Annotated in this window: 18 protein-coding genes; 16 read left to right on the forward strand and 2 right to left on the reverse strand. The window is 46.4% G+C overall.

The genetic code is table 11. The features are described 5' to 3' along the window. Positions 1 to 143: 143 nt before the first annotated feature. From ACR9FF_RS06440 to ACR9FF_RS06515, 16 genes are all read left to right on the forward strand, one after another. The gene (locus ACR9FF_RS06440) at positions 144 to 905 is read left to right on the forward strand and encodes a YveK family protein (protein ID WP_435169790.1); all 762 of its coding nucleotides are present in this window, start codon (positions 144 to 146) and stop codon (positions 903 to 905) included. After that, the gene (locus ACR9FF_RS06445; protein WP_201006202.1) at positions 886 to 1,569 is read left to right on the forward strand and encodes a CpsD/CapB family tyrosine-protein kinase; all 684 of its coding nucleotides are present in this window, start codon (positions 886 to 888) and stop codon (positions 1,567 to 1,569) included. Before ACR9FF_RS06440 ends, ACR9FF_RS06445 begins: the two co-directional genes overlap by 20 nt. A gap of 238 nt (positions 1,570 to 1,807) precedes the next feature. Continuing rightward, positions 1,808 to 2,734: a glycosyltransferase family 2 protein gene (locus ACR9FF_RS06450; protein WP_435169792.1), complete on the forward strand. Its 927-nt coding sequence runs from the start codon at positions 1,808 to 1,810 to the stop codon at positions 2,732 to 2,734. A 35-nt stretch (positions 2,735 to 2,769) separates the two neighbouring features. Then, on the forward strand, positions 2,770 to 4,140 hold the full coding sequence (locus tag ACR9FF_RS06455) for an O-antigen ligase family protein (protein ID WP_236013388.1): 1,371 nt from the start codon (positions 2,770 to 2,772) through the stop codon (positions 4,138 to 4,140). Beyond that, the gene (locus ACR9FF_RS06460) at positions 4,112 to 5,266 is read left to right on the forward strand and encodes a glycosyltransferase family 4 protein (protein WP_435169794.1); all 1,155 of its coding nucleotides are present in this window, start codon (positions 4,112 to 4,114) and stop codon (positions 5,264 to 5,266) included. The genes ACR9FF_RS06455 and ACR9FF_RS06460 overlap by 29 nt, the downstream gene beginning before the upstream one ends. A gap of 12 nt (positions 5,267 to 5,278) precedes the next feature. After that, positions 5,279 to 6,625 carry a lipopolysaccharide biosynthesis protein gene (locus ACR9FF_RS06465; protein WP_435169796.1) on the forward strand — a complete coding sequence of 449 codons (1,347 nt, stop codon included), beginning with the start codon at positions 5,279 to 5,281 and terminating at the stop codon, positions 6,623 to 6,625. After that, a complete protein-coding gene (locus tag ACR9FF_RS06470) occupies positions 6,622 to 7,758 on the forward strand; it encodes a glycosyltransferase family 4 protein (RefSeq protein ID WP_435169798.1) in 1,137 nt (378 codons plus the stop codon). The genes ACR9FF_RS06465 and ACR9FF_RS06470 overlap by 4 nt, the downstream gene beginning before the upstream one ends. Further along, entirely contained in the window at positions 7,755 to 8,810 is a 1,056-nt protein-coding gene (locus tag ACR9FF_RS06475; RefSeq protein ID WP_435169800.1) for a glycosyltransferase family 4 protein, read from the forward strand. The genes ACR9FF_RS06470 and ACR9FF_RS06475 overlap by 4 nt, the downstream gene beginning before the upstream one ends. 24 nt (positions 8,811 to 8,834) lie before the next feature. Continuing rightward, positions 8,835 to 10,022, forward strand: a complete 1,188-nt coding sequence (locus ACR9FF_RS06480; protein ID WP_435169802.1) for a glycosyltransferase family 4 protein — start codon at positions 8,835 to 8,837, stop codon at positions 10,020 to 10,022. Next, positions 10,019 to 11,212: a glycosyltransferase family 4 protein gene (locus ACR9FF_RS06485; protein ID WP_435169804.1), complete on the forward strand. Its 1,194-nt coding sequence runs from the start codon at positions 10,019 to 10,021 to the stop codon at positions 11,210 to 11,212. The genes ACR9FF_RS06480 and ACR9FF_RS06485 overlap by 4 nt, the downstream gene beginning before the upstream one ends. Beyond that, the gene (locus tag ACR9FF_RS06490; protein WP_435169806.1) at positions 11,209 to 12,357 is read left to right on the forward strand and encodes a glycosyltransferase; all 1,149 of its coding nucleotides are present in this window, start codon (positions 11,209 to 11,211) and stop codon (positions 12,355 to 12,357) included. The genes ACR9FF_RS06485 and ACR9FF_RS06490 overlap by 4 nt, the downstream gene beginning before the upstream one ends. 155 nt (positions 12,358 to 12,512) lie before the next feature. After that, positions 12,513 to 13,388 carry a hypothetical protein gene (locus tag ACR9FF_RS06495; RefSeq protein ID WP_435169808.1) on the forward strand — a complete coding sequence of 292 codons (876 nt, stop codon included), beginning with the start codon at positions 12,513 to 12,515 and terminating at the stop codon, positions 13,386 to 13,388. Further along, a complete protein-coding gene (locus ACR9FF_RS06500) occupies positions 13,385 to 13,678 on the forward strand; it encodes a lasso peptide biosynthesis PqqD family chaperone (RefSeq protein WP_435169810.1) in 294 nt (97 codons plus the stop codon). Before ACR9FF_RS06495 ends, ACR9FF_RS06500 begins: the two co-directional genes overlap by 4 nt. Before the next feature lie 4 nt (positions 13,679 to 13,682). Continuing rightward, complete coding sequence (locus ACR9FF_RS06505; RefSeq protein ID WP_435169812.1) at positions 13,683 to 14,147, forward strand: lasso peptide biosynthesis B2 protein; 465 nt, start codon at positions 13,683 to 13,685, stop codon at positions 14,145 to 14,147. Position 14,148: 1 nt separating this feature from the next. After that, positions 14,149 to 15,336, forward strand: coding sequence for a nucleotidyltransferase domain-containing protein (locus tag ACR9FF_RS06510; RefSeq protein ID WP_201006237.1), 1,188 nt, complete (start codon positions 14,149 to 14,151; stop codon positions 15,334 to 15,336). 13 nt (positions 15,337 to 15,349) lie between these two features. After that, entirely contained in the window at positions 15,350 to 17,152 is a 1,803-nt protein-coding gene (locus ACR9FF_RS06515) for an ABC transporter ATP-binding protein (protein WP_435169814.1), read from the forward strand. Between the two features lie 42 nt (positions 17,153 to 17,194). Here the strand turns inward: ACR9FF_RS06515 and ACR9FF_RS06520 are convergent. Then, positions 17,195 to 18,357 (reverse strand): IS3 family transposase gene (locus ACR9FF_RS06520; RefSeq protein WP_317980299.1). Its coding sequence is split into 2 segments (ribosomal slippage): positions 17,195 to 18,081 and positions 18,081 to 18,357, totalling 1,164 coding nucleotides; the frame shifts between segments, so codons are not numbered across the junction. A 170-nt stretch (positions 18,358 to 18,527) separates the two neighbouring features. Beyond that, positions 18,528 to 18,647 carry a paeninodin family lasso peptide gene (locus ACR9FF_RS06525; protein WP_201006241.1) on the reverse strand — a complete coding sequence of 40 codons (120 nt, stop codon included), beginning with the start codon at positions 18,645 to 18,647 and terminating at the stop codon, positions 18,528 to 18,530. Positions 18,648 to 18,915: the final 268 nt, after the last annotated feature.

An 18,915-nucleotide genomic window follows, 5' to 3' on the forward strand; every position in this document is an offset into this window, starting at 1 on the left:
ACCTGCTCATAAGCCGACAATTATGAAGTACTACTTCCTAATTGTCGGCTTTTGTGATGGAATAGTTCTTGACATGCTACTAATTGTATCATAAAGTTAGATATATACAAAACGTATCTAAAAGTACCGGCGGAGGTGCGTAAGTGGAAATTAAACAGTATTTCAGAATTGTACTTAAAAAGTGGTGGTTGATTCTTTTGTTTGTCTTGCTTGCTTGTACGGCATCTGGTGTAAAAAGCTACTACTATACAACACCAATCTACGAAGCCAATGCGAAATTAATTGTAAATCAATCCGCAAATATGAATCAACAAGGCTACCCGAGCGTTGGTCTGCTGCAGACAAACCTTATGCTGATGGACTCCTACAAAGAAATTATTGTTTCTTCCGCCATACTGGATAAAGTGGTGCAGCAATATCCTGCAATCGAGGATTCCGCTTATCAGCTGGCCAGCACACTTTCGGTCAGTTCGTCGGACAACTCTCAAGTGCTTAATCTTACTTATTGGTCCACCTCGTACGAAGCTGCTGCAAAGACTGTAAATGCCATTTCCGAAGTCTTTAAAGAGCAGATTCCCCTCATTATGAACGTTGATAATATCACCATCTTGAACGAAGCCAAAATAAATGACGGTCTATCACATGAACCGGTCAATATCAATGTCTTTATGAGCATTGTAATGGCCTTTATCCTCTCCCTTATGGTTGCGGTCGCACTGGTCCTTATCCTGCACTTCCTAGACGACACTGTAAAAAATGAAGAGGAACTCAAGGAGCTTCTAGGTATTCCGCTTCTGGCTACAATGGGGAAAATGAAAAAAGAAGATTTACGCGGCAAACGCGGCGAGCAGGTCCTAATTAGAAAAGAAGCAGGTGAAGGTTCATATGTCTCGCTCAACCAATGACAGTCGGTTAGTTGTATTGATTAATCCAAGCTCTATTGTATCTGAAGCTTACCGAACGCTGCGTACCAATATACAGTACTCCTCGGTTGATTCATCGATTCAGCTCCTGATGGTCACATCTGCCCAGGCAGGAGAAGGTAAATCAACAGTCATCTGCAACTTAGCAGTTGCGTATGCGATGGAAGGGAAGCGGGTTCTTCTCATTGATACGGATCTGCGAAAGCCTAGCGTTCACCGGATCTTCAGCCAGACCAACCGTCAGGGCTTAACGAGTTTGCTAACCGGGATGAGTACGCTGGAGGAAGTAGTGAGGGATAGTGGAGTGGACAATTTATCGCTGATAACGTCCGGGGCAACCCCGCCTAACCCGGCCGAGCTGCTTGGATCCACTCGGATGAAAACTTTAGTCGATGAGCTAAGGGAAAGTTATGATCTTATCTTGTTTGATACTCCGCCGGTACTCGCCGTAACAGACAGTCTGATTATTAGTTCTTTGAGTGACGGTGTTCTCCTTGTTATCCATGCCGGAAAAGTGAAAAAGGCTTTTGTGCGCAAGGCTAAGGAAAAGCTGGATTTTGTACAATCCCGTATTATCGGTGCTGTATTTAATCAGATGAAAAGGCAGGATATCGCTTATATGAAATATTATGGATCAAGCAAATAGCATAACATCGACACCGGAGTGCAGCAGAAGATAGGTAATGTCTACTGAACCTTTATCACTGTAGGCACTCGGTCACGCTGTGGGTCAATTGACCTTAGACATCATTGTCGATAGTGTGATGTGAGGACAGGTTAAATGCCTATTTTATTTCTTTTTTAAAATGCTAGCTATGTTTTCTTGCCCCGGCAAGAGGATATAGCTAGTTTTTTTAAACCGTAAAAAGGACCGGTGAAGTTTCATGAGAATCAGCGTCGTCATTCCTACCTTCAAGCGGGTGGACAGCTTAACAAATTGCTTGGACGGACTATCCAAGCAGCAACGGCAGCCGGATGAAATCATAATTGTTGCAAGAGATACGGATCAGGAAACAATAGACCTGCTTAGTCATTCGGGCAACACGCTTCTGAAATCCGTACTCGTTTACCGATCAGGCGCAGTGGCTGCTTATAATGCGGGGATAAAATCGGCATTTGGCGATATTATCGTCATTACCGATGATGATACAGTTCCTTATCCCGACTGGCTTGCTAGAATTGAACAGCATTATGAGGCAGACTCACAGCTGGGCGGACTTGGCGGGAAAGATTGGGTATATCATGCCGGACGTCTCGAATACGGTGAGGCGAGAAGCGTCGGAAAGCTTTCCTGGTTCGGAAGAATGACCGGCAATCATCATATCGGAATAGGTGCTCCAAGAGAGGTCGATATATTAAAGGGGGCCAATATGAGCTTCCGAAGAGAAGCGATTGCAGGTATCAACTTTGATGAAAGACTACGCGGAAACGGGGCACAGGTTCATCTCGAAATTGGAGTAAGTCTGCTCGTAAAACAAGGCGGCTGGCGGCTCCGTTATGATCCTAGTGTGTGTGTAAACCATTACCCGGCTGAGAGGTTTGACGAGGACAAGCGAAACTTGTTTAATGAGACCGCTTGTATGAATATGGCGCATAACGAAACTTACATGATCCTGAAGCATTCCAATGCGTTTCGAAGAATGATGTACGTGATGTGGGTTATAACGGTAGGCAGCAGTCCATCGCCTGGACTGTTACAGCTGATCCGGATGGTTCCGCGTGAAGGAGTAACCGCCTTTCGTAAGCTGAGCACCACATTCAGAGGCAGATGGGACGGTTGGAAAACTTGGATAATGTCAATAAATTCATAGATTTAACCCGGACTGCCTTTCTGAAAACTGCTAGCTTGGCCGGAGTATTATTTATTGTTGCGGTAATTGGCAATATTTCTGCCAAGACATATTTGTTCCAGGAGCTCTGGCAGCTGTCAGTCGTTTTATTGCTAACGATGGGCGCATTATTCATCCAGCAGGTCAAGCCGATTGCCTATTTGCCCTACATGTTGGCTGTTTGGTCCGTATACCCGGAATTAAGGCGGCTGCTTGACTGGTCTTTCAACTCCTATAGTGACACCCCCATTATGGCCTTAGCACCGTTTCTTGTCAGTCTAACGATGCTTATTCCAATTATAAAAGGTTATAAAAGGCTTTCCCGGGTATCGATCGGCGTCTTGGCCACTGCCATGTTTGTGTTTGTTTATGGCCTTATAATCGGATTGCCTCAGTACGGGGCAATGGCGGCCGGCTTTGATTTTATCAATTACCTGTCACCGCTGCTTATTGTGCCATATATCAATGTGAGTACATTCCATAATTCCGCTAGAGATCTATGGCTGAAAAGTTTTACCTCCATCGCTGCTTTGGTCGGAATATACGGGATCATTCAATATTTCGCCATCCCCCCGTGGGATAAATTCTGGATGATTCAGTCTGAGATGCAGTCGATCGGGCACCCCGAGCCGATGGAAGTGAGAGTATTCTCCACCTTGAATTCACCGGGACCGGCCGGAGTTTATTTTTCTTTTGCACTAGCTGTAATGGTAATGAATAAGAAATGGCGTGCATTCGGAGTACCCGGTCTGCTGCTTGTTGTCTTTGCTTTGCTTCTGACACTTGTAAGAAGCAGCTGGATTGGCCTTGCCGCAATGATTATTGCTTATTTTATGCAGGCTAAATCCCAAAATAAAATGAAGCTTGTCACCATGCTTGCTGCACTGGTCATTTTCTTTCAATTTGTACTTCCAAGCCTGCCGGGTTCGGATTCCATCACTTCCCGCTTTGAATCATTTGGCAATTTGAGCGAAGATACTTCCTATCAGGAAAGGCTTGCTTTCTCAACGCATATTTCGCAATATATTTCGGCCAATCCGCTTGGGAACGGCCTTGGCAGCACGGGGCTTAGCGCCAAACTTAACAAGAATGCCCTTCAGGATTTCGATAACGGATATTTGAATGTATTTTATACGTTTGGTCTGCCTGGAGGATTACTTTTTATCGGACTATTGTTGTTTTTGCTTGTTTACACGTTAAAAACGACAAACGAACACAAGGAATACCGTCACCTCGCGTTTGGAACGATGGTAGCCGTTATGTTTTTGTTCTTAAGCAGCAATATGATGTCGGGTGTCGGAGGGGCATGTATCTGGTTTTTGGTATCTATGGTTTTTATGGAGCATAAGGAGAAGGTGAATGATGAGAATTTGCTTCGTTACCCATAAGGTGAAAAAAGGCGATGGACAGGGACGTGTAAATTACGAGGTTATTCAGGAAGCTGTTGGACAAGGACATGAGATTATCATCATTTCCTCTGAGATATCCGAGGATTTAAAGGATCATCCGCTTGTTGAATGGAAGGAAGTAACCGTTAAAGGATGGCCGATGGAACTGCTCAGGAACCAGGTGTTTGCGATCGGAGCAACGATTTGGCTGGACAGACTTCGTTCCCGTGTCGATCTAACGATTGTTAACGGATTTGTCACCTATGCAAGGTCAGATATCAACTGTATTCATTTCGTGCACAGTGCCTGGCTTGCTTCTCCCTATCATCCTTACCAGGAAAGGAGAAGCCCGAGGTCCTTCTATCAATATATTTATACAAGTTTTAACCGGTATTTAGAGCGGAAAGCAATGAAGCGTTCAAGAACTATCGTTGCCGTGTCGGAACAGGTCAAAATGGAATTGGTTCAATATGCCGGCATTGGAAAAGAATGCATTGCCGTCATCCGTAACGGCGTTGATTTGCAAGAGTTTTACCCGAGACCGGTAAAGCGCGCTAATCTGAAGTTGTCTGAAGACACGGTGTACGCCATGTTTGCTGGCGATATTCGATCATCGCGCAAAAATCTGGACACGGTACTGAAGGCACTTACCAAGGTTCATGATGTTCATTTGCTTGTAGTAGGCTGGACAGAAGGCAGTATTTATCCTCAAATGGCAGCCGATCTTGGTATTGAGGATCGTGTTCATTTTTTGGGATACCGCAAGGATATGGCCGAATTGATGTCTGCAGCCGATTTATTCGTTTATCCCTCCCGGTATGAGCCGTTCGCGCTAGTTATTCTGGAGGCAATGGCGACAGGTCTTCCGGTTATTGCAAGCCGTAACTGCGGGGCGGTTGAACTGCTGAATGAGGAGGCGGCTGTTATACTCGATGATCCGGATGATGCGGTTGCTTTGGCTGAGGCGATAAGGAGTTGTGTTTATGACCGCCACCGATTGAAGCGCATGGGTGAGCAAGCGGTGCATATTGCCGGGGGTAATTCATGGAATGCGATGGCCCGTCATTACAGCCAATTAATAGATGAGACGGCAAGGAAGAAGACTTTTGCAGCAGCAAAGTCTTGAAGGGAAATGGATATGGCTATATTAAGGATGTTGAAGCGAAAAGATAGCTTTGGTTATATGACCCAGATTTTTGCGTCAAATGTATTTATCCTCTTGCTTAATACGATGACCGGCATCATCATTGCAAGATATCTTGGACCAGAAGGCAGAGGCGAACAAGCAGCCATGATTATGTGGCCGCAGCTGCTTTCCTATATCGTTACGCTCGGGCTGCCCTCCTCTATAATCTACTATATGAAGCAAAAAAACAGTGATCATGGCTCCCTGTTTCTTGCCTCCCTATGGATGTGTTTCGTTCTTGGTACCATATCCATGATCGGGGGACTTGTGTTTCTTCCGAGCTGGATGGATGGCTATTCCTCCGATAAAATCCGGTTTGCTTGCTGGGCGCTTATTCTTGTGCCTTTTGGTCTTCTGGGAGCAATCAATAACGCCGTTCTGCAAGCCCGGGAAGAGTACTCGTTATTTAACCGCATCCGCTACTTGCCGAACGTTATTACTCTCATTCTGCTTTTTGCCCTGGTTGTAACCGACAGTGTCAATCCATTCTATACGTCGCTTGCTTATGTCGCTCCAACGATACCGCTGTCCTTATGGATCATGATCAGGCTGTTGTCCGTCTATTCGTTTAAGCAAAAGGGGGTTATAGATTCCTCCAAGCAGCTTGTACAGTATGGCATCCGGTCCTATGGTACAGATCTTGCGGGGACCTTATCCTTTTATATCGATCAGGTGCTTGTTGTTGGTTTACTGTCGCCTGTAAGTCTTGGTATCTATCTTGTCGCCCTGAATCTGTCGAAGATGCTGGATATCATTCAAGCTTCGGTCGTCTCGGTCTTGTTTCCACAAGCCTCAGGACTAGATCAGACAGAAGCGATAGAGCTCACCTTGAAGGTTTACCGGATAAGCTCGGTGATTACGGTCATTCTCGTGCTTGGTGCTATCTTGCTGGCCCCTTTCGGATTATTGCTGCTCTACGGCAAATCCTTTGAGGATGCCATCCCGATCTTCCGCATTCTTATTATTCAGGCTGCTATTGGCAGTGCGACATGGACTCTTGCGCAAGGCTTTATGGCTACGGATAAGCCGGGCAGGGTTACGCTGCTCAAGGTTGCCTCATTGATTATGAATGCCGTACTAATCAATCTACTTACGCCGCATCTGGGAATTATGGGGGCAGCGTATTCGCTTCTTATATCCGCAGGTGTCAATTACTTGTTTATTTTGCTTCTTTACCGCAAGGAGCTTGGAACTAGCTGGACGGCTTTCTTGTTCAGAGTAGAAGATTGGCGCTGGGTGAAAGAGCAGCTAAACAGGAGAAGATCAAAGCCTATGGAAAAGGAGGGAGCTTTATTATGAATATTCTCTTAACGATTCATCATGAGATGAACATAAACGCAGGGGCTGCTAATGCAACCTATCAATTATACAGAGAATATGAACATGCCGGGCATCAGGTCAGTTTATTTACCTATGATAACCTGCCCTCCTATTTGCCCGGAAAATTGAAGGCTATTGCTTTCCCGTTTTATTTGTTCCGGCATATCCGGCGTGCAGGTCAGAAGCTGGATATTGTCGATGCATCAAGCGGTGATGCATGGATCTGGAGCCTGTTTCGGAGTAAGAATCGGGAGCCTTCTCTTATAACGAGAAGTCACGGACTTGAACATACGATGCATGAGGGTTTGCTGGAGGAGCATAAGCGTGGAAATATCAGATTGTCCTGGAAATATCCGCTTTATCATGGCGGGCTCCGGCTCTGGGAGGTCGCTTTATCCTTCCGGAAGTCCGATGGAGCCTTTTTCCTCAACAAGCAGGATTATCAATATGCTGTAACCAGATTGAAGGTGAAGCAGGCAAGCTCGCGTCTGGTCAGGAACGGGCTTCCCGAATATTTTCTTGGCTTGCCGGTAACTGTAACGGAAATCCAGCCGGGTGACAAAATCCGGGTTGTGCAGATTGGCAGCTACATTATGCGAAAAGGTATCCAATATACGGCAGAAGCCATGAATGTGATATTGCGTGATTATCCGCATGTGGAATTGTCATTTATCGGAACAGGTTGTCCGGCTGAAACGGTACTGGCAGACTATGACCCCGGGCTTCATTCCAGGATTCATGTTATTCCTGCTTACAACCATAAAGAGCTGCCGGCACTGTTGGCCGGACATCATATCAAGCTGCTGCCGACTTTGTCGGAGGGTTATCCTTTGTCCCTTCTGGAAGCGATGGCTTGTGGTCTTGCTCCGGTAACTTCCTTCACGACAGAGGCTTTTCTCCGTGATAATGAGGATGCGCTGGTCATTCCTGCGAGAGATCCGGATGCGATTGTAAGGAAGCTGAAGCTGCTGCTGGGTGACCCGTCCTGCTTGTTTGAACTCAGAATGAAGGCTTACCAGACAGCGCAACAGCATGACTGGAGGCAGATTGCCGGAGAAGCTATCGAATTCTATGAAGAAGTACGCGGGAACGGAGTGAAGAGGAGCGGATGAAAATCGTACATATCGCCAATCATGTTCAGGAGGTTGGCAATGGCATTGTAAACGTCATGGTTGATTTGGCCTGCGAACAGGCGAGGATGGGACATGAGGTTATTGTGATGTCGGGAGGAGGAAGCTACGAGCATCTTCTTCATGCAAATGGGGTAGCCCACTGTACGCTCGATCAAACGAGAAAGCCTGCATCGATGCTGCGGGCTTTTTTTCGTTTCCGTTCGGAGATCAGACGTTTGCGTCCCGATATTATTCACGCCCATATGATGACAGGCGCGTTACTTTCCCGATATCTGAAAGGGCTCCATTCTTACAAAATTATTACGCATGTACATAACGAGTTTCAAAAGCACGCCGACTTGATGAAAGTTGGAGATGCGGTTATTGCAGTAAGTGATGCTGTGGCCCAATCTATGGCTGCACGGGGGATTCATAAGAATAAACTAAAGGTCGTACGAAATGGAACCGTCGGAAGCCCTAGAAAAATCCAAGGTTCTTCCATGCTGGATTTGAAAGGAGTAACAATTGTGACGGTAGCCGGGCTATATACACGTAAAGGCATCGGAGATTTAATAGAAGCCTTTGATCAGATTGCCGCTAAGGTAGAGGGCGTTGAGCTGTATATTGTTGGTGAAGGGCCGGATCGATCCTTATTTGAGAGCATGGCAAGCTTATCCTTTTACGGAAACCAAATCAAATTCGAAGGCTTTCAGCATGATCCTATGCCTTATATGCAGGCTGCAGATGTATTTGTTCTTGCTTCTCACAAAGACCCGTTTCCGCTTGTCCTCATAGAGGCAAGGGAAGCGGGTTGTGCCATCGTTGCCACAGGTGTGGATGGCATTCCCGAAGCATTGGATCATGGAGGCTCCGGAGTGCTTGTTCCTCCCAGACAGCCAGCTGTATTGGCGGAGGCGGTAATTGATTTGCTGGAGGATGCGAAGAAAAGAGAGTATTTCCGGGAACAAGCGAGGCAAGGACTTGATTTCTACCGGGTGAAGCGTGTCGCGGAAGAAACATTACATATCTATGAGGAAGTATTAAACAGATAAGCAGGATGAAAAGAGTGATCGCTAATGAATGTGTTAACGACCGGATTAGGATGGAATGATCAGCAGCCCGGAGGACTAAACCGTTATTTTGTAGACTATACAAGCGCCATGAAGCAATACGGCCATTCAGAGCTTGGGCTCGTAGTGGCTGAGCCCGGAATAGAACTGAATACAAGCCTGAATGTAGCCAATACAGCAGTAAAGGCAAGTAATCTGCTGGCCCGGATCCGATCGGTCCGTAAGCACACCCTGCAGGCTGTGCAGCAATTTCGCCCGGATGTCTTTAATCCGCATTTTGCCTTATATGCATCGATGGTATCCAGGCAATCACTGCCGGAACATATTCCGATCGTCACCCACTTTCACGGGCCGTGGGCACTCGAATCGAAGCTGGAAGAAGGCAATAAGCCGCGACTTGTCCGGGAAGCCCGGTATTTGCTCAAGAAGCAGGTCGAACAGCTGACCTACCGGCGTTCAGACCGTTTTATTGTACTAAGCGAATACTTCAGGGACATATTGTCGGGCAATTACGGTATTGATGACAGGAAGATTCACATTATTCCCGGAGCTGTTGAGCATGAGCGGTTCAAGCCTCATCGGGACCGGGAGGCATTACGGGCTAAGCTTGGTATTGCCCCAGGCCAAAAGCTGTTGTTTTGCGCAAGGCGTATTGTACGCCGGATGGGCATTGACCGTCTGATTGAGGCTATGCATGCAGTAACCCGTGAGCACCCGACAGCTTTGCTGTATATTGCCGGGGATGGTCCTATGCGCAGCGAGTATGAGCAGCTTATTGTGAAGCTTGGTATAACGGCAAATGTGAAGATGCTCGGCAGGGTATCCAACGAAGAATTGGTAGAATGGTATCAAGCGGCAGATTACAGCATCGTCCCGACGATTACTCTTGAAGGCTTTGGCCTTGTTACCATTGAGTCAATGGCTTGCGGTACGCCGGTGTTTGGAACACCATACGGCGGCACCAATGAAATATTGCGCAAATTCTCGCCCGATCTGCTGTTTAATGACGGGACTGTTGAATCGATAAGCGGAAAATTAATCCATGCCTTAAGCGGGAGACTGGCCATTCCGACAAGAGAAGCCTGCAGGGAGCATGTTCTACAGCGGTATACGTGGAGCAGTGTGGCCGGTGCGGTCACCGAAGTATTCAAGGAGGCACAGCAGATACGCCAAAAAGGGGGAACCGGCAGATGAGAATCGCCTACTATAACCATACAAGCGCGGTAAGTGGGGCAGAGATGAATCTGATGGTGACGGCTAAGCATTATACGAAAGCTCACCCGGTAATTTTTGCGCCGGAAGGCGAGCTGCTTGACCGGGCAAGAAAAGATTGGCTTGAGGTTGTACCCCTGGCCAGCTTTAATGCTAGGCTCAGCCGCAATCCGTTCCGGCTGGCTGCAGGTTTAATCGGAATGTTTAAGGCCGGTTGGCAGTTATCGGAAGCCGTTAGGGAACAAGACATTCAAGTGATTCATGCCAATTCGCTGCGGGCGGGCATGATGGCTTCGTTTTTCTCCTGGCGTCACCGTATTCCTGTTGTGTGGCATCTCCATGATATCCCGCCTAAAGGGCTGACCGGCTGGTTAATACGAATGTATGCGATGAGGGCTGCGCAGTCGGTTATTGCTATTTCTGAGCCCGTCATGAAAGATTACCTTAAACTTGGACAACGGATTCAGCTCGTTCACAACGGGGCTGTGCTAAGCGAATTTCCTGTTAAGGAGAAGGAATATATTAGGGAGAAAATCCGAATGCAGCTAAATACCCCTTTAGAGAGCAAGGTTATGACCATTATAGGTCAAATCGCGCCATGGAAACGACAAGAAGATGCGATTCGGGCCCTTCATGCATTAGTCCAACAGGGAGAGGAGAATTATTTATGGATTGTCGGAGAGCCAAAGTTTCGTCTGGAGAATGAGCTGTATCTGGAGGAACTTTATCGGCTGGCCGAACGGTTGAAGGTGAAGGATTATGTTCGTTTCACAGGTTTTCGCGAGGACATTGATGAAATTTGCTGCGCGGCGGATCTGCTTCTGCTGTGTTCGGAGAACGAGCCCTTCGGGCGTGTCATCATCGAAGCAATGGCACAGGGAACTCCTGTTATTGCTACAAGTGGCGGAGGGGTATCTGAGATTATTCAGCATAAGCGTAACGGACTTTTGTATACAACCCGTAATATATTGGAGCTAGTCCAAGGTATTCAAGATATTCAAAGGAATGAGGAACTGCGTAGAAGGATCTGCGAGAACGGCATTGAACGGATAAAAAATCATTTCTCCATTGAGCAGGCTGCGGCAGCGACAGAACAAATATATTCGCACTTAACGACCGGGGAAACGGGAACAAACAGCGGGCTCCGGCAATCCAGGGAGGTGGCGAAATGAATTACCGGATAGCCATTGTTCATGATTATTTAAACCAAATGGGCGGAGCGGAGAGAGTTGTTGGCGTTATTCATAAGCTTTTCCCGGAAGCGCCTATCTATACGACTATAGTCGACAGGGAAAAGTTATTGCCCGAATTACGCAATGCTGACATCAGATCGACATGGATGCAGCGTATTCCGAATATTTTGCGTGATTTTAAACTTTACTTCTGGCTGTATCCTTTCGCAGTAAGGTCAATGGATTTCGAGAACTATGACATCATAATTAGCTCAAGCAGCGCCTATGCCAAGGGAATCCGTAAGCCGGATCAAGCGGTTCATTTATGTTACTGTCACTCTCCGATGAGGTTTGCCTGGAATTTTGACGGCTATATCGAGAATGTGAAAGTATCTCGATTTCGGAAAATAGCCGCAAAATGGCTGACCTTCCCCTTACGCCTGTGGGATAAAGCAAATTCAAAGCAAGTTGACCGGCTGATTGCCAATTCCAGCGTAGTGAAAGAAAGAATACGCAAGTATTACGGATTAGAGTCTTCTGTTATTTATCCTCCTGTCGAAGTAGAGCGTTTCTCGATCAGCGAGGAGGCTCCGGGCGATTATTTCCTCATTGTTTCAAGGCTGGTCTCTTATAAGAAGATTGATATCGCCATCGAAGCCTGTTCCCGCCTCGGACGAAAGCTTCTGATCGTGGGAGATGGCGACGACCGCAAGCGCCTTGAAGCCATGGCCGGACCAACCGTTCAATTTCTGGGCAGAAGAAGCGACGAAGAGGTCACCCGTTACATGCAGGGATGCCGAGCACTGCTGTTCCCGGGGCTCGAGGACTTTGGCATTACGCCGCTTGAAGCGAATGCCTGCGGTAGACCCGTCATTGCCTTCCAGGCAGGCGGGGCTCTTGACACGATCAAACCCGGATTAAACGGTTTGTTTTTCAAGCAACAGAATGCTGGAGATTTAATAGAAGCACTTCAAACGTTTGAGCAGCAGCAATGGAATCCTCAGCTTATTCGGGAACATGCGGAGACATTTAATGAACGTTACTTTATTGAACGGTTATTGTCCAGTCTTCAAAGTGCAATTGATCCGATGGGTAGCAGCATCAAACATTACGGGGTAGGAGCAGGCATTCATTTCGGGGGATAGTTCTGTCTTTTTTGATACATTTTGTTGATAAACACGGTCTATTTTGCTACAATTAGTATCACAAAGATAAAGAGGTGAGTCCGATTAGGGAGAATGAACGTTTTGAAAAAAAGTTTTATTCCGCTTATGGTCTACGGTTGGCAAGTGAAATGGAAATGCCGGAATTATGGGTTGAAGACGATGATGGTACCGCGGCGGACGTGAGCATTGAATATGCGGATTTAAGAGGCTATATACAGAACTGGGGGCCGGATCAAAAACGCCATATCGATCTCGCTCGAAATGAAATTGTGCTTCATATTCCGGAAGCGGGCTATTATCGAATAGCAGAAAATTCCCTTATTCAAGTGATGCCTGAAGAAGGATCGGATTTAAGAGAAGTCCGAATTTTCCTGCTGGGAGTATGTCTTTCTATTCTCATGGTAAATCGCGGGATTGCTCCGATGCATGCCAGCGGTGTCATGATTGATGGAAAGGCCTACATCATTGTTGGGGACTGCGGGGCAGGCAAGTCAACGCTTGGTGCTGCGTTTAGGCAGGCAGGTTATAAATTGATCAGTGATGACATCGTAGGGTTGACGATTGATGAGAACAACAAGCTTACGGCATACCCTGGTTATCCGCAGCAAAAGCTTTGGCAGCAAAGCTTGGATTATTTGCAAATGGAAGCAGCGAACTATAGTCAGATTCTCGATAATTATGCCAAGTTCGCAGTTCCATTTGGGGATCAGTTCACAAAGGAGCCTCTGCCGCTGGCAGGCATTTTTGAACTGGAGAAAGCCGATATTCCTCAAATTGAGATGAAGCCGCTGAAATCACTCGAGCGGGTACAGCTCATTCGATATCATTTATTTCTCGGTAAAGTTTTAAATGAATTACACAAGGAGCAATGGCTGTTGAACTTTGCGGCGAAAGCAGCGCTTGCGATTCCGTTCTATCAGTTGAAACGCCCGGTTAACGGATTCACGGCACCGGATCTGGTCAATCAAATCATAAGTACAGTGAGAGAAGGAGAGGTCGTAAAAATATGAGCGATCAAAGTGTATTGGTAAGCGGGCGGATCAAGCAGGCTGAGGGGTATTTGGTAAGCGACATGGGTGGAGACAAAGTGATGATGAGTATTCAAAGCGGCAAATATTTTAACCTTGGACAATCCGGCGGTGCCATTTGGGAGCACCTCGCAGAACCAACAACTTTGGAAGACATCGTAGGGAAGCTGTGCGAAGAGTACGAGATTGACCGGGATACTTGTGCAAACCAAGTAGCAGCTTTTCTGCAGCAGCTTGCTTTGCAGGGGCTTATTGTCAGCGCAGAGGTATAAAAAGATGGGACGGCTCCGTAAATTTATTTCTTCCGACAGAGCCTTTAAGTTTATGCTGCTGGAAGCATTCTTTTACCTCGGCTGGGCTAGAATCCTGAAGGCGATTCCATTCGCGAAGGTAGCTCCCAGCCTGGGGAATGCAATGAGGGAGACATCTTACACGACTGCTCGTGAAGATGAAGAGCTTATACATACCATTGCTCGGTCTATACGGATTATGAGCCGCTATACGTTATGGGAAAGCAAATGCCTGGTTATGGCTATCGCCTGTATGAAGATGCTGGAGAAACGCCGGGTAGAAAGCACTTTATATCTTGGCACGATGAAAAATGGCAGCGGAAAATTAAGTGCTCATGCCTGGCTCCGGACAGGTCCTTATTATGTAACGGGTGCCGAAATTATGAAACGGTATACGGTTGTCGGTATTTTCGGGAAAAGCTTAGCCGACAAGAAAGTAAGGGGAGAATGAAATGAGTCGTCCTTTAGATGTCAGCTCGTTTTCGAAAGAACTAAAATTTATGCTCAATTTGCTTCGATCCGACTGCCCAATCGATGCTGGCGAAGCCATAAGGCAATCAAAGGATCTGGACTGGCAGTCATTTCTGAAGCTTGTTACGTATCATGAGACGTTTCCTGTTTTGTACCCATTATTGGTCCAATTAAATGAAGAGCAGCGATGGACGCCTGATTTCGTGATGAATAAGCTGAAGACGGTTTATTCCAGAAATACGTTCGAAATGCTTCATCTGCGCGGAGAGATGGAGCGGATGAATGAAAAATTTGCTGATCAAGGAATACGCTCCCTCATTCTGAAGGGTCCGGTGCTTGCGGCGATGCTTTATGGTGATATATCGGGGCGTACTTCCGGTGATCTGGATATTCTGGTATCAAAGCAGGATTGGGACAAATGCGTAAAAATTTTGCTGGGGGAGGGCTATGTCCGGGGCGAGCAATATGATGAATCTACTGAAATATTAAATAATACTGAACGCAAAACTCATCATATCTCCTACATCCATCCTCAGAAGAGAATTGAGATTGAGCTGCATTGGCGTTTGAATCCTGATTCGGTCATTGAACCGACCTTTGAGGAGCTTTGGAGCAGAAGGCAGTCTAGTCTGCTGAATAAATCGGTCTTTACGCTTGGCAGCGAGGATCTGTTTGTATATTTAATATTGCATGGAACAAGACATGCCTGGACCAGCCTGCGATGGTTGATGGATATTGACCGGATGCTGAGCGGATTCATGAACTGGAACCGTGTGAATCAACTGTTTGCGGCAAGCCGAAGCACCAGACTTGGCGGCAAGGCCCTCATCTTATCCACCCAATTACTCGGAAGCCTGCTGCCGGAAGAGGCATATGCCATGACTTTGGATCCAAAAGCACACCGGTTGGCACAGCTTGCCCTAATCTTTATTCGGCAGAAGGTTATTTTATTTCCTGAACCGGAAAGCAAAGAAATCGCCGTGGCCTATAACCGCTATTTACTTGCTTCGATGACATTCAGGCAAAGGCAGTTCTACATCTGGAATAAATTATATCCAAGCTCAAAAGACGTCACGGTGCTGCATTTGCCCAAATCCATGCATTTTCTTTATTTCCCTCTCCGCCCATTCCTCTGGTTCTGGCGGCAAGTGAAACGGCAGACAACCTAAGGAGGAGCTTACTGTGAAAGAAATTTTAATTTTTCTTCGGAAGCTTTATGCCTCTTCAGGAATACTTCTTTATGTTCTCCTTCTGCTGATGCTTGCCGTAAGTGCGCTGGAGGGAATTGGGATTTTTCTTATTATCCCGCTGCTGAGCATTATCGGTGCCTTTGATATGGATATTGACGACATACCGTTCGTTGCGAGTGTGATGGATAAACTGAATGATTCGGATATTCCGCTCAATCTGCCCGTTGTACTTCTTATTTATGTGGTTCTAGTCGGCGGTCAAGCCCTTCTGCAGCGCTATCAGACAATCCTCTCATCCCAAATTGAGCAGCGTTATATCAAAGGACTGAGGCAGGAAACTCATGAATCGCTGTTAAAGGCAAAATGGGAGTATTTCCTCGGTAGAAGAAATTCGGACTTTAACCAGGTACTGTCTACCGAGCTGAATCGGGTGAGTAACGGGATCAGCCTCCTGTTAACGTTAATTTCCGCCGCAGCCTTTACCTTGATTCAGATTGGATTTGCAACGTGGCTTTCTGTAAAACTGACATCGATAATTATATTGAGCGGTCTGCTGCTTTCTCTGGTATCACGCAAATTTGTACGGAAATCTGCGAAACTGGGCAAAGAGACAACGAAGCTGTTTCAAAACTATTTCGCGGGATTAAGCGATCATTTCAATGGTATCAAGGATATCAAAAGCAATCTTCTCGAGCGCTCGCATATTCGTAAGTTTGCCGAGCTTTGCAGCCATATCGAGAGAAATTATATGAGAGCTGCCAGGGTATATGCCAACTCGCAATTTTTATATCGATCATCATCAGTTGTTTTAATTGCTGTTTTTGTATATGTTTCATTAACTCTGCTGCATGTAGCCGCCGAGCAGCTGCTGTTAATCGTTTTGATCTTCACCCGTTTGTGGCCGCGTTTTATCACTATCCAATCCAGTCTCGAAAGGATAGTGACCCAGTTGCCTGCAATGCAGTCGTTAACGCTGCTTCAGCAGGAAAGTCGTGACGCACAGGAAACACGGCTGATTGATGATAAAGAGGAATGGCCACCGCTTCATATCCGGGAAAGCATCGTTTGCGAGCAGGTAAGCTACCGTTATGATAAGGGCTCTACGCGGTTAGCTTTAAGGGAAATAGATATGAGAATTCCGGTAAATCGGATGACGGCAATCGTAGGAAAATCGGGAGCGGGTAAAAGTACTCTCGTTGATCTCCTGATGGGACTTATTCAACCGGACGAAGGAAAAGTGCTTATTGACAATGTCGAGCTAAATGAAGAACGACTGCATCGTTACCGTAAGTCGATCGGTTATGTATCTCAGGATCCTTTTTTGTTCCACGGCACTATAAGAGAAAATCTCCAGCTCGTCATGCCGGATGTGACAGAGAAAGATATTTGGGAGGCACTCCGATTCTCGGCTTCGGACGAGTTTGTCCGCAAGCTGCCGCAGGGTCTGGATACGGTGATTGGAGACCGTGGCGTGAGACTCTCTGGCGGGGAGCGCCAACGGATTGTTCTTGCACGTGCGATACTAAGAAAGCCATCCATCCTAGTACTGGATGAAGCGACTAGCGCCCTCGACAGTGAAAATGAAGTTCAGATTAAAGAAGCATTGGACCGCCTGCGAGGAGCGATGACGATTATTGTTATTGCGCATCGTTTATCTACAATACGGCATGCGGACCAAGTTATTGTGCTGGAGAACGGTGAAATTGTACAGCAGGGGAGTTATTACCAGCTGTCGCAGGAAACCAGAGGAACGTTTAAAAAACTGCTTAATTATCAAACTGAGGCCAACGCGTAATGGTCATAACCCCGTCAAGTAGACATCTATAAAAAGACAACTCTATGCTGCGACCGTTTCACGGTATTCCACCGGGGAACGGTCGTTTAGCTTCTTCTGGAAGCGTTCGTTGTTGTAGAACGAAACGTATTCTTCGACCGCTTGTTCCAATTCAGACATCGTTTGCGGACGAACAAGATAAATCTTTTCCGTTTTAAGATGTGAAAAGAACGACTCGATGCAGGCATTATCATAGCAGTTTCCACGTCTAGAGTGGCTGCCAATGACCCCGAGCTTCTCAAGTTTGCGGTTATATGCGTTAGAGGTGTACTGGAATCCTTGATCGGAGTGCAGGAGAACACCGGTGAGATCTGCTCTCTCGCTTAGGGCATCGACTGTTTTGGTAACAAGTGCAAGGTCGTTTCGTTCGGCCAACTGCCAGGCAACAATCTCATTGTTGTAGAGATCCAGAATAGTTGAAAGGTATGCAAATTGCTCTCCTACCCGGATATAGGTAATGTCCGTAACGAGTTTAAGCAGTGGCGCCTCTGCAGAAAACAGGCGTTCCAACCGATTGGGATAAACAACAGATACCTGCTTTCCGAAGAAGCGCCGCTTCTTTCGGATCACCGAGCGGATGTCCAGTTTCTTCATGAGCCGATAAACACGTTTATGGTTCACATGCAGTCCTTCGCGTTTCAAGGCGACTTTCATGCGTAAGTAACCAAAGTAAGGGTGTAGTCGGTGGATCGCCATGATATGCCTCTCTAGAAGTCGCTCTTCCTGTATACGAGCGGTTGGATCGGATACCCTTTTCCGCCACTTGTAATAGCCTGCTCGTGATACCTCGGCAAATTTCAGAAGCCAACGCAACGGATACTTTTGCCGCATTCCCTCAATGATCTCAAAACGAATGGCTTTGCTAGTCACTCCCCGTGTAGATTTGGATACCGCTTTTTTAAGTACTCAATCTCCGCTCTTAGGTAAGCCATTTCTTCCTCTACGCTGCTAAACTTAGTCTTCGGTTTACCCTTTCGCGTAGCTTCTTGTACGAAGGGCTGTCCTGCCCGATGTCGTTTGACCCATACCTCAACCTGCGTTTTGTTTTGTATTCCCAGACGCTTCGCGACCTCACGGTACGCCAAGTTGTCCTCCGTAACCAGCCTCACTGCTTCTAGTTTTAAATCTTCAGGATAACTTTTGTTCGTACGACCTGTTTTCCCCATGAAAAATCCCCTCCGGCAAACAACTAGTAAGTTCATCTTAACAGATGTCTTTTTCTTGTTGTCTACCGTGAGGGGATAATACCATAAGCGTTGGCTTTTTTTTACGTTCTTTATGAAATGCAAAAACTCGTTTTCTCATAGAGAAAACGAGTTTTTTGTGCAATAAATGATTAGCTGTAGTGATGGCTACCTCTACCTGGTCTGCCGAAAGTTTCAGCCTCAACGTCACCGTCGAAAGTCATTTTAACATCAAGTACTTCCAATGCAGGAGCTTCCCATACTTTTTTCATACTTTCACCTCCTCCTTATCGTTCAAGTACCTCGATATGTATGAGATACGTTACGTTTCTTATTATAACATATAACGATACGATTTGTATCATTTATCCTGAAATAGTTTAGAATTTTTTTTACAGATGATAGTTGACGGACATTTGGATATAGTGGTAATATTTATGCAATAAATGGAATCGGCAAACATACGGAAGCACCGTAGAAGGCCGCAGGTAAACTGCGCCTTTTACGGTGCTTTTTTGCGTTTGCCGGAAGAAGAAAGGC

It is taken from the genome of Paenibacillus glycanilyticus (assembly GCF_051200795.1).
Taxonomy (GTDB): Bacteria; Bacillota; Bacilli; order Paenibacillales; family Paenibacillaceae; genus Pristimantibacillus; species Pristimantibacillus glycanilyticus.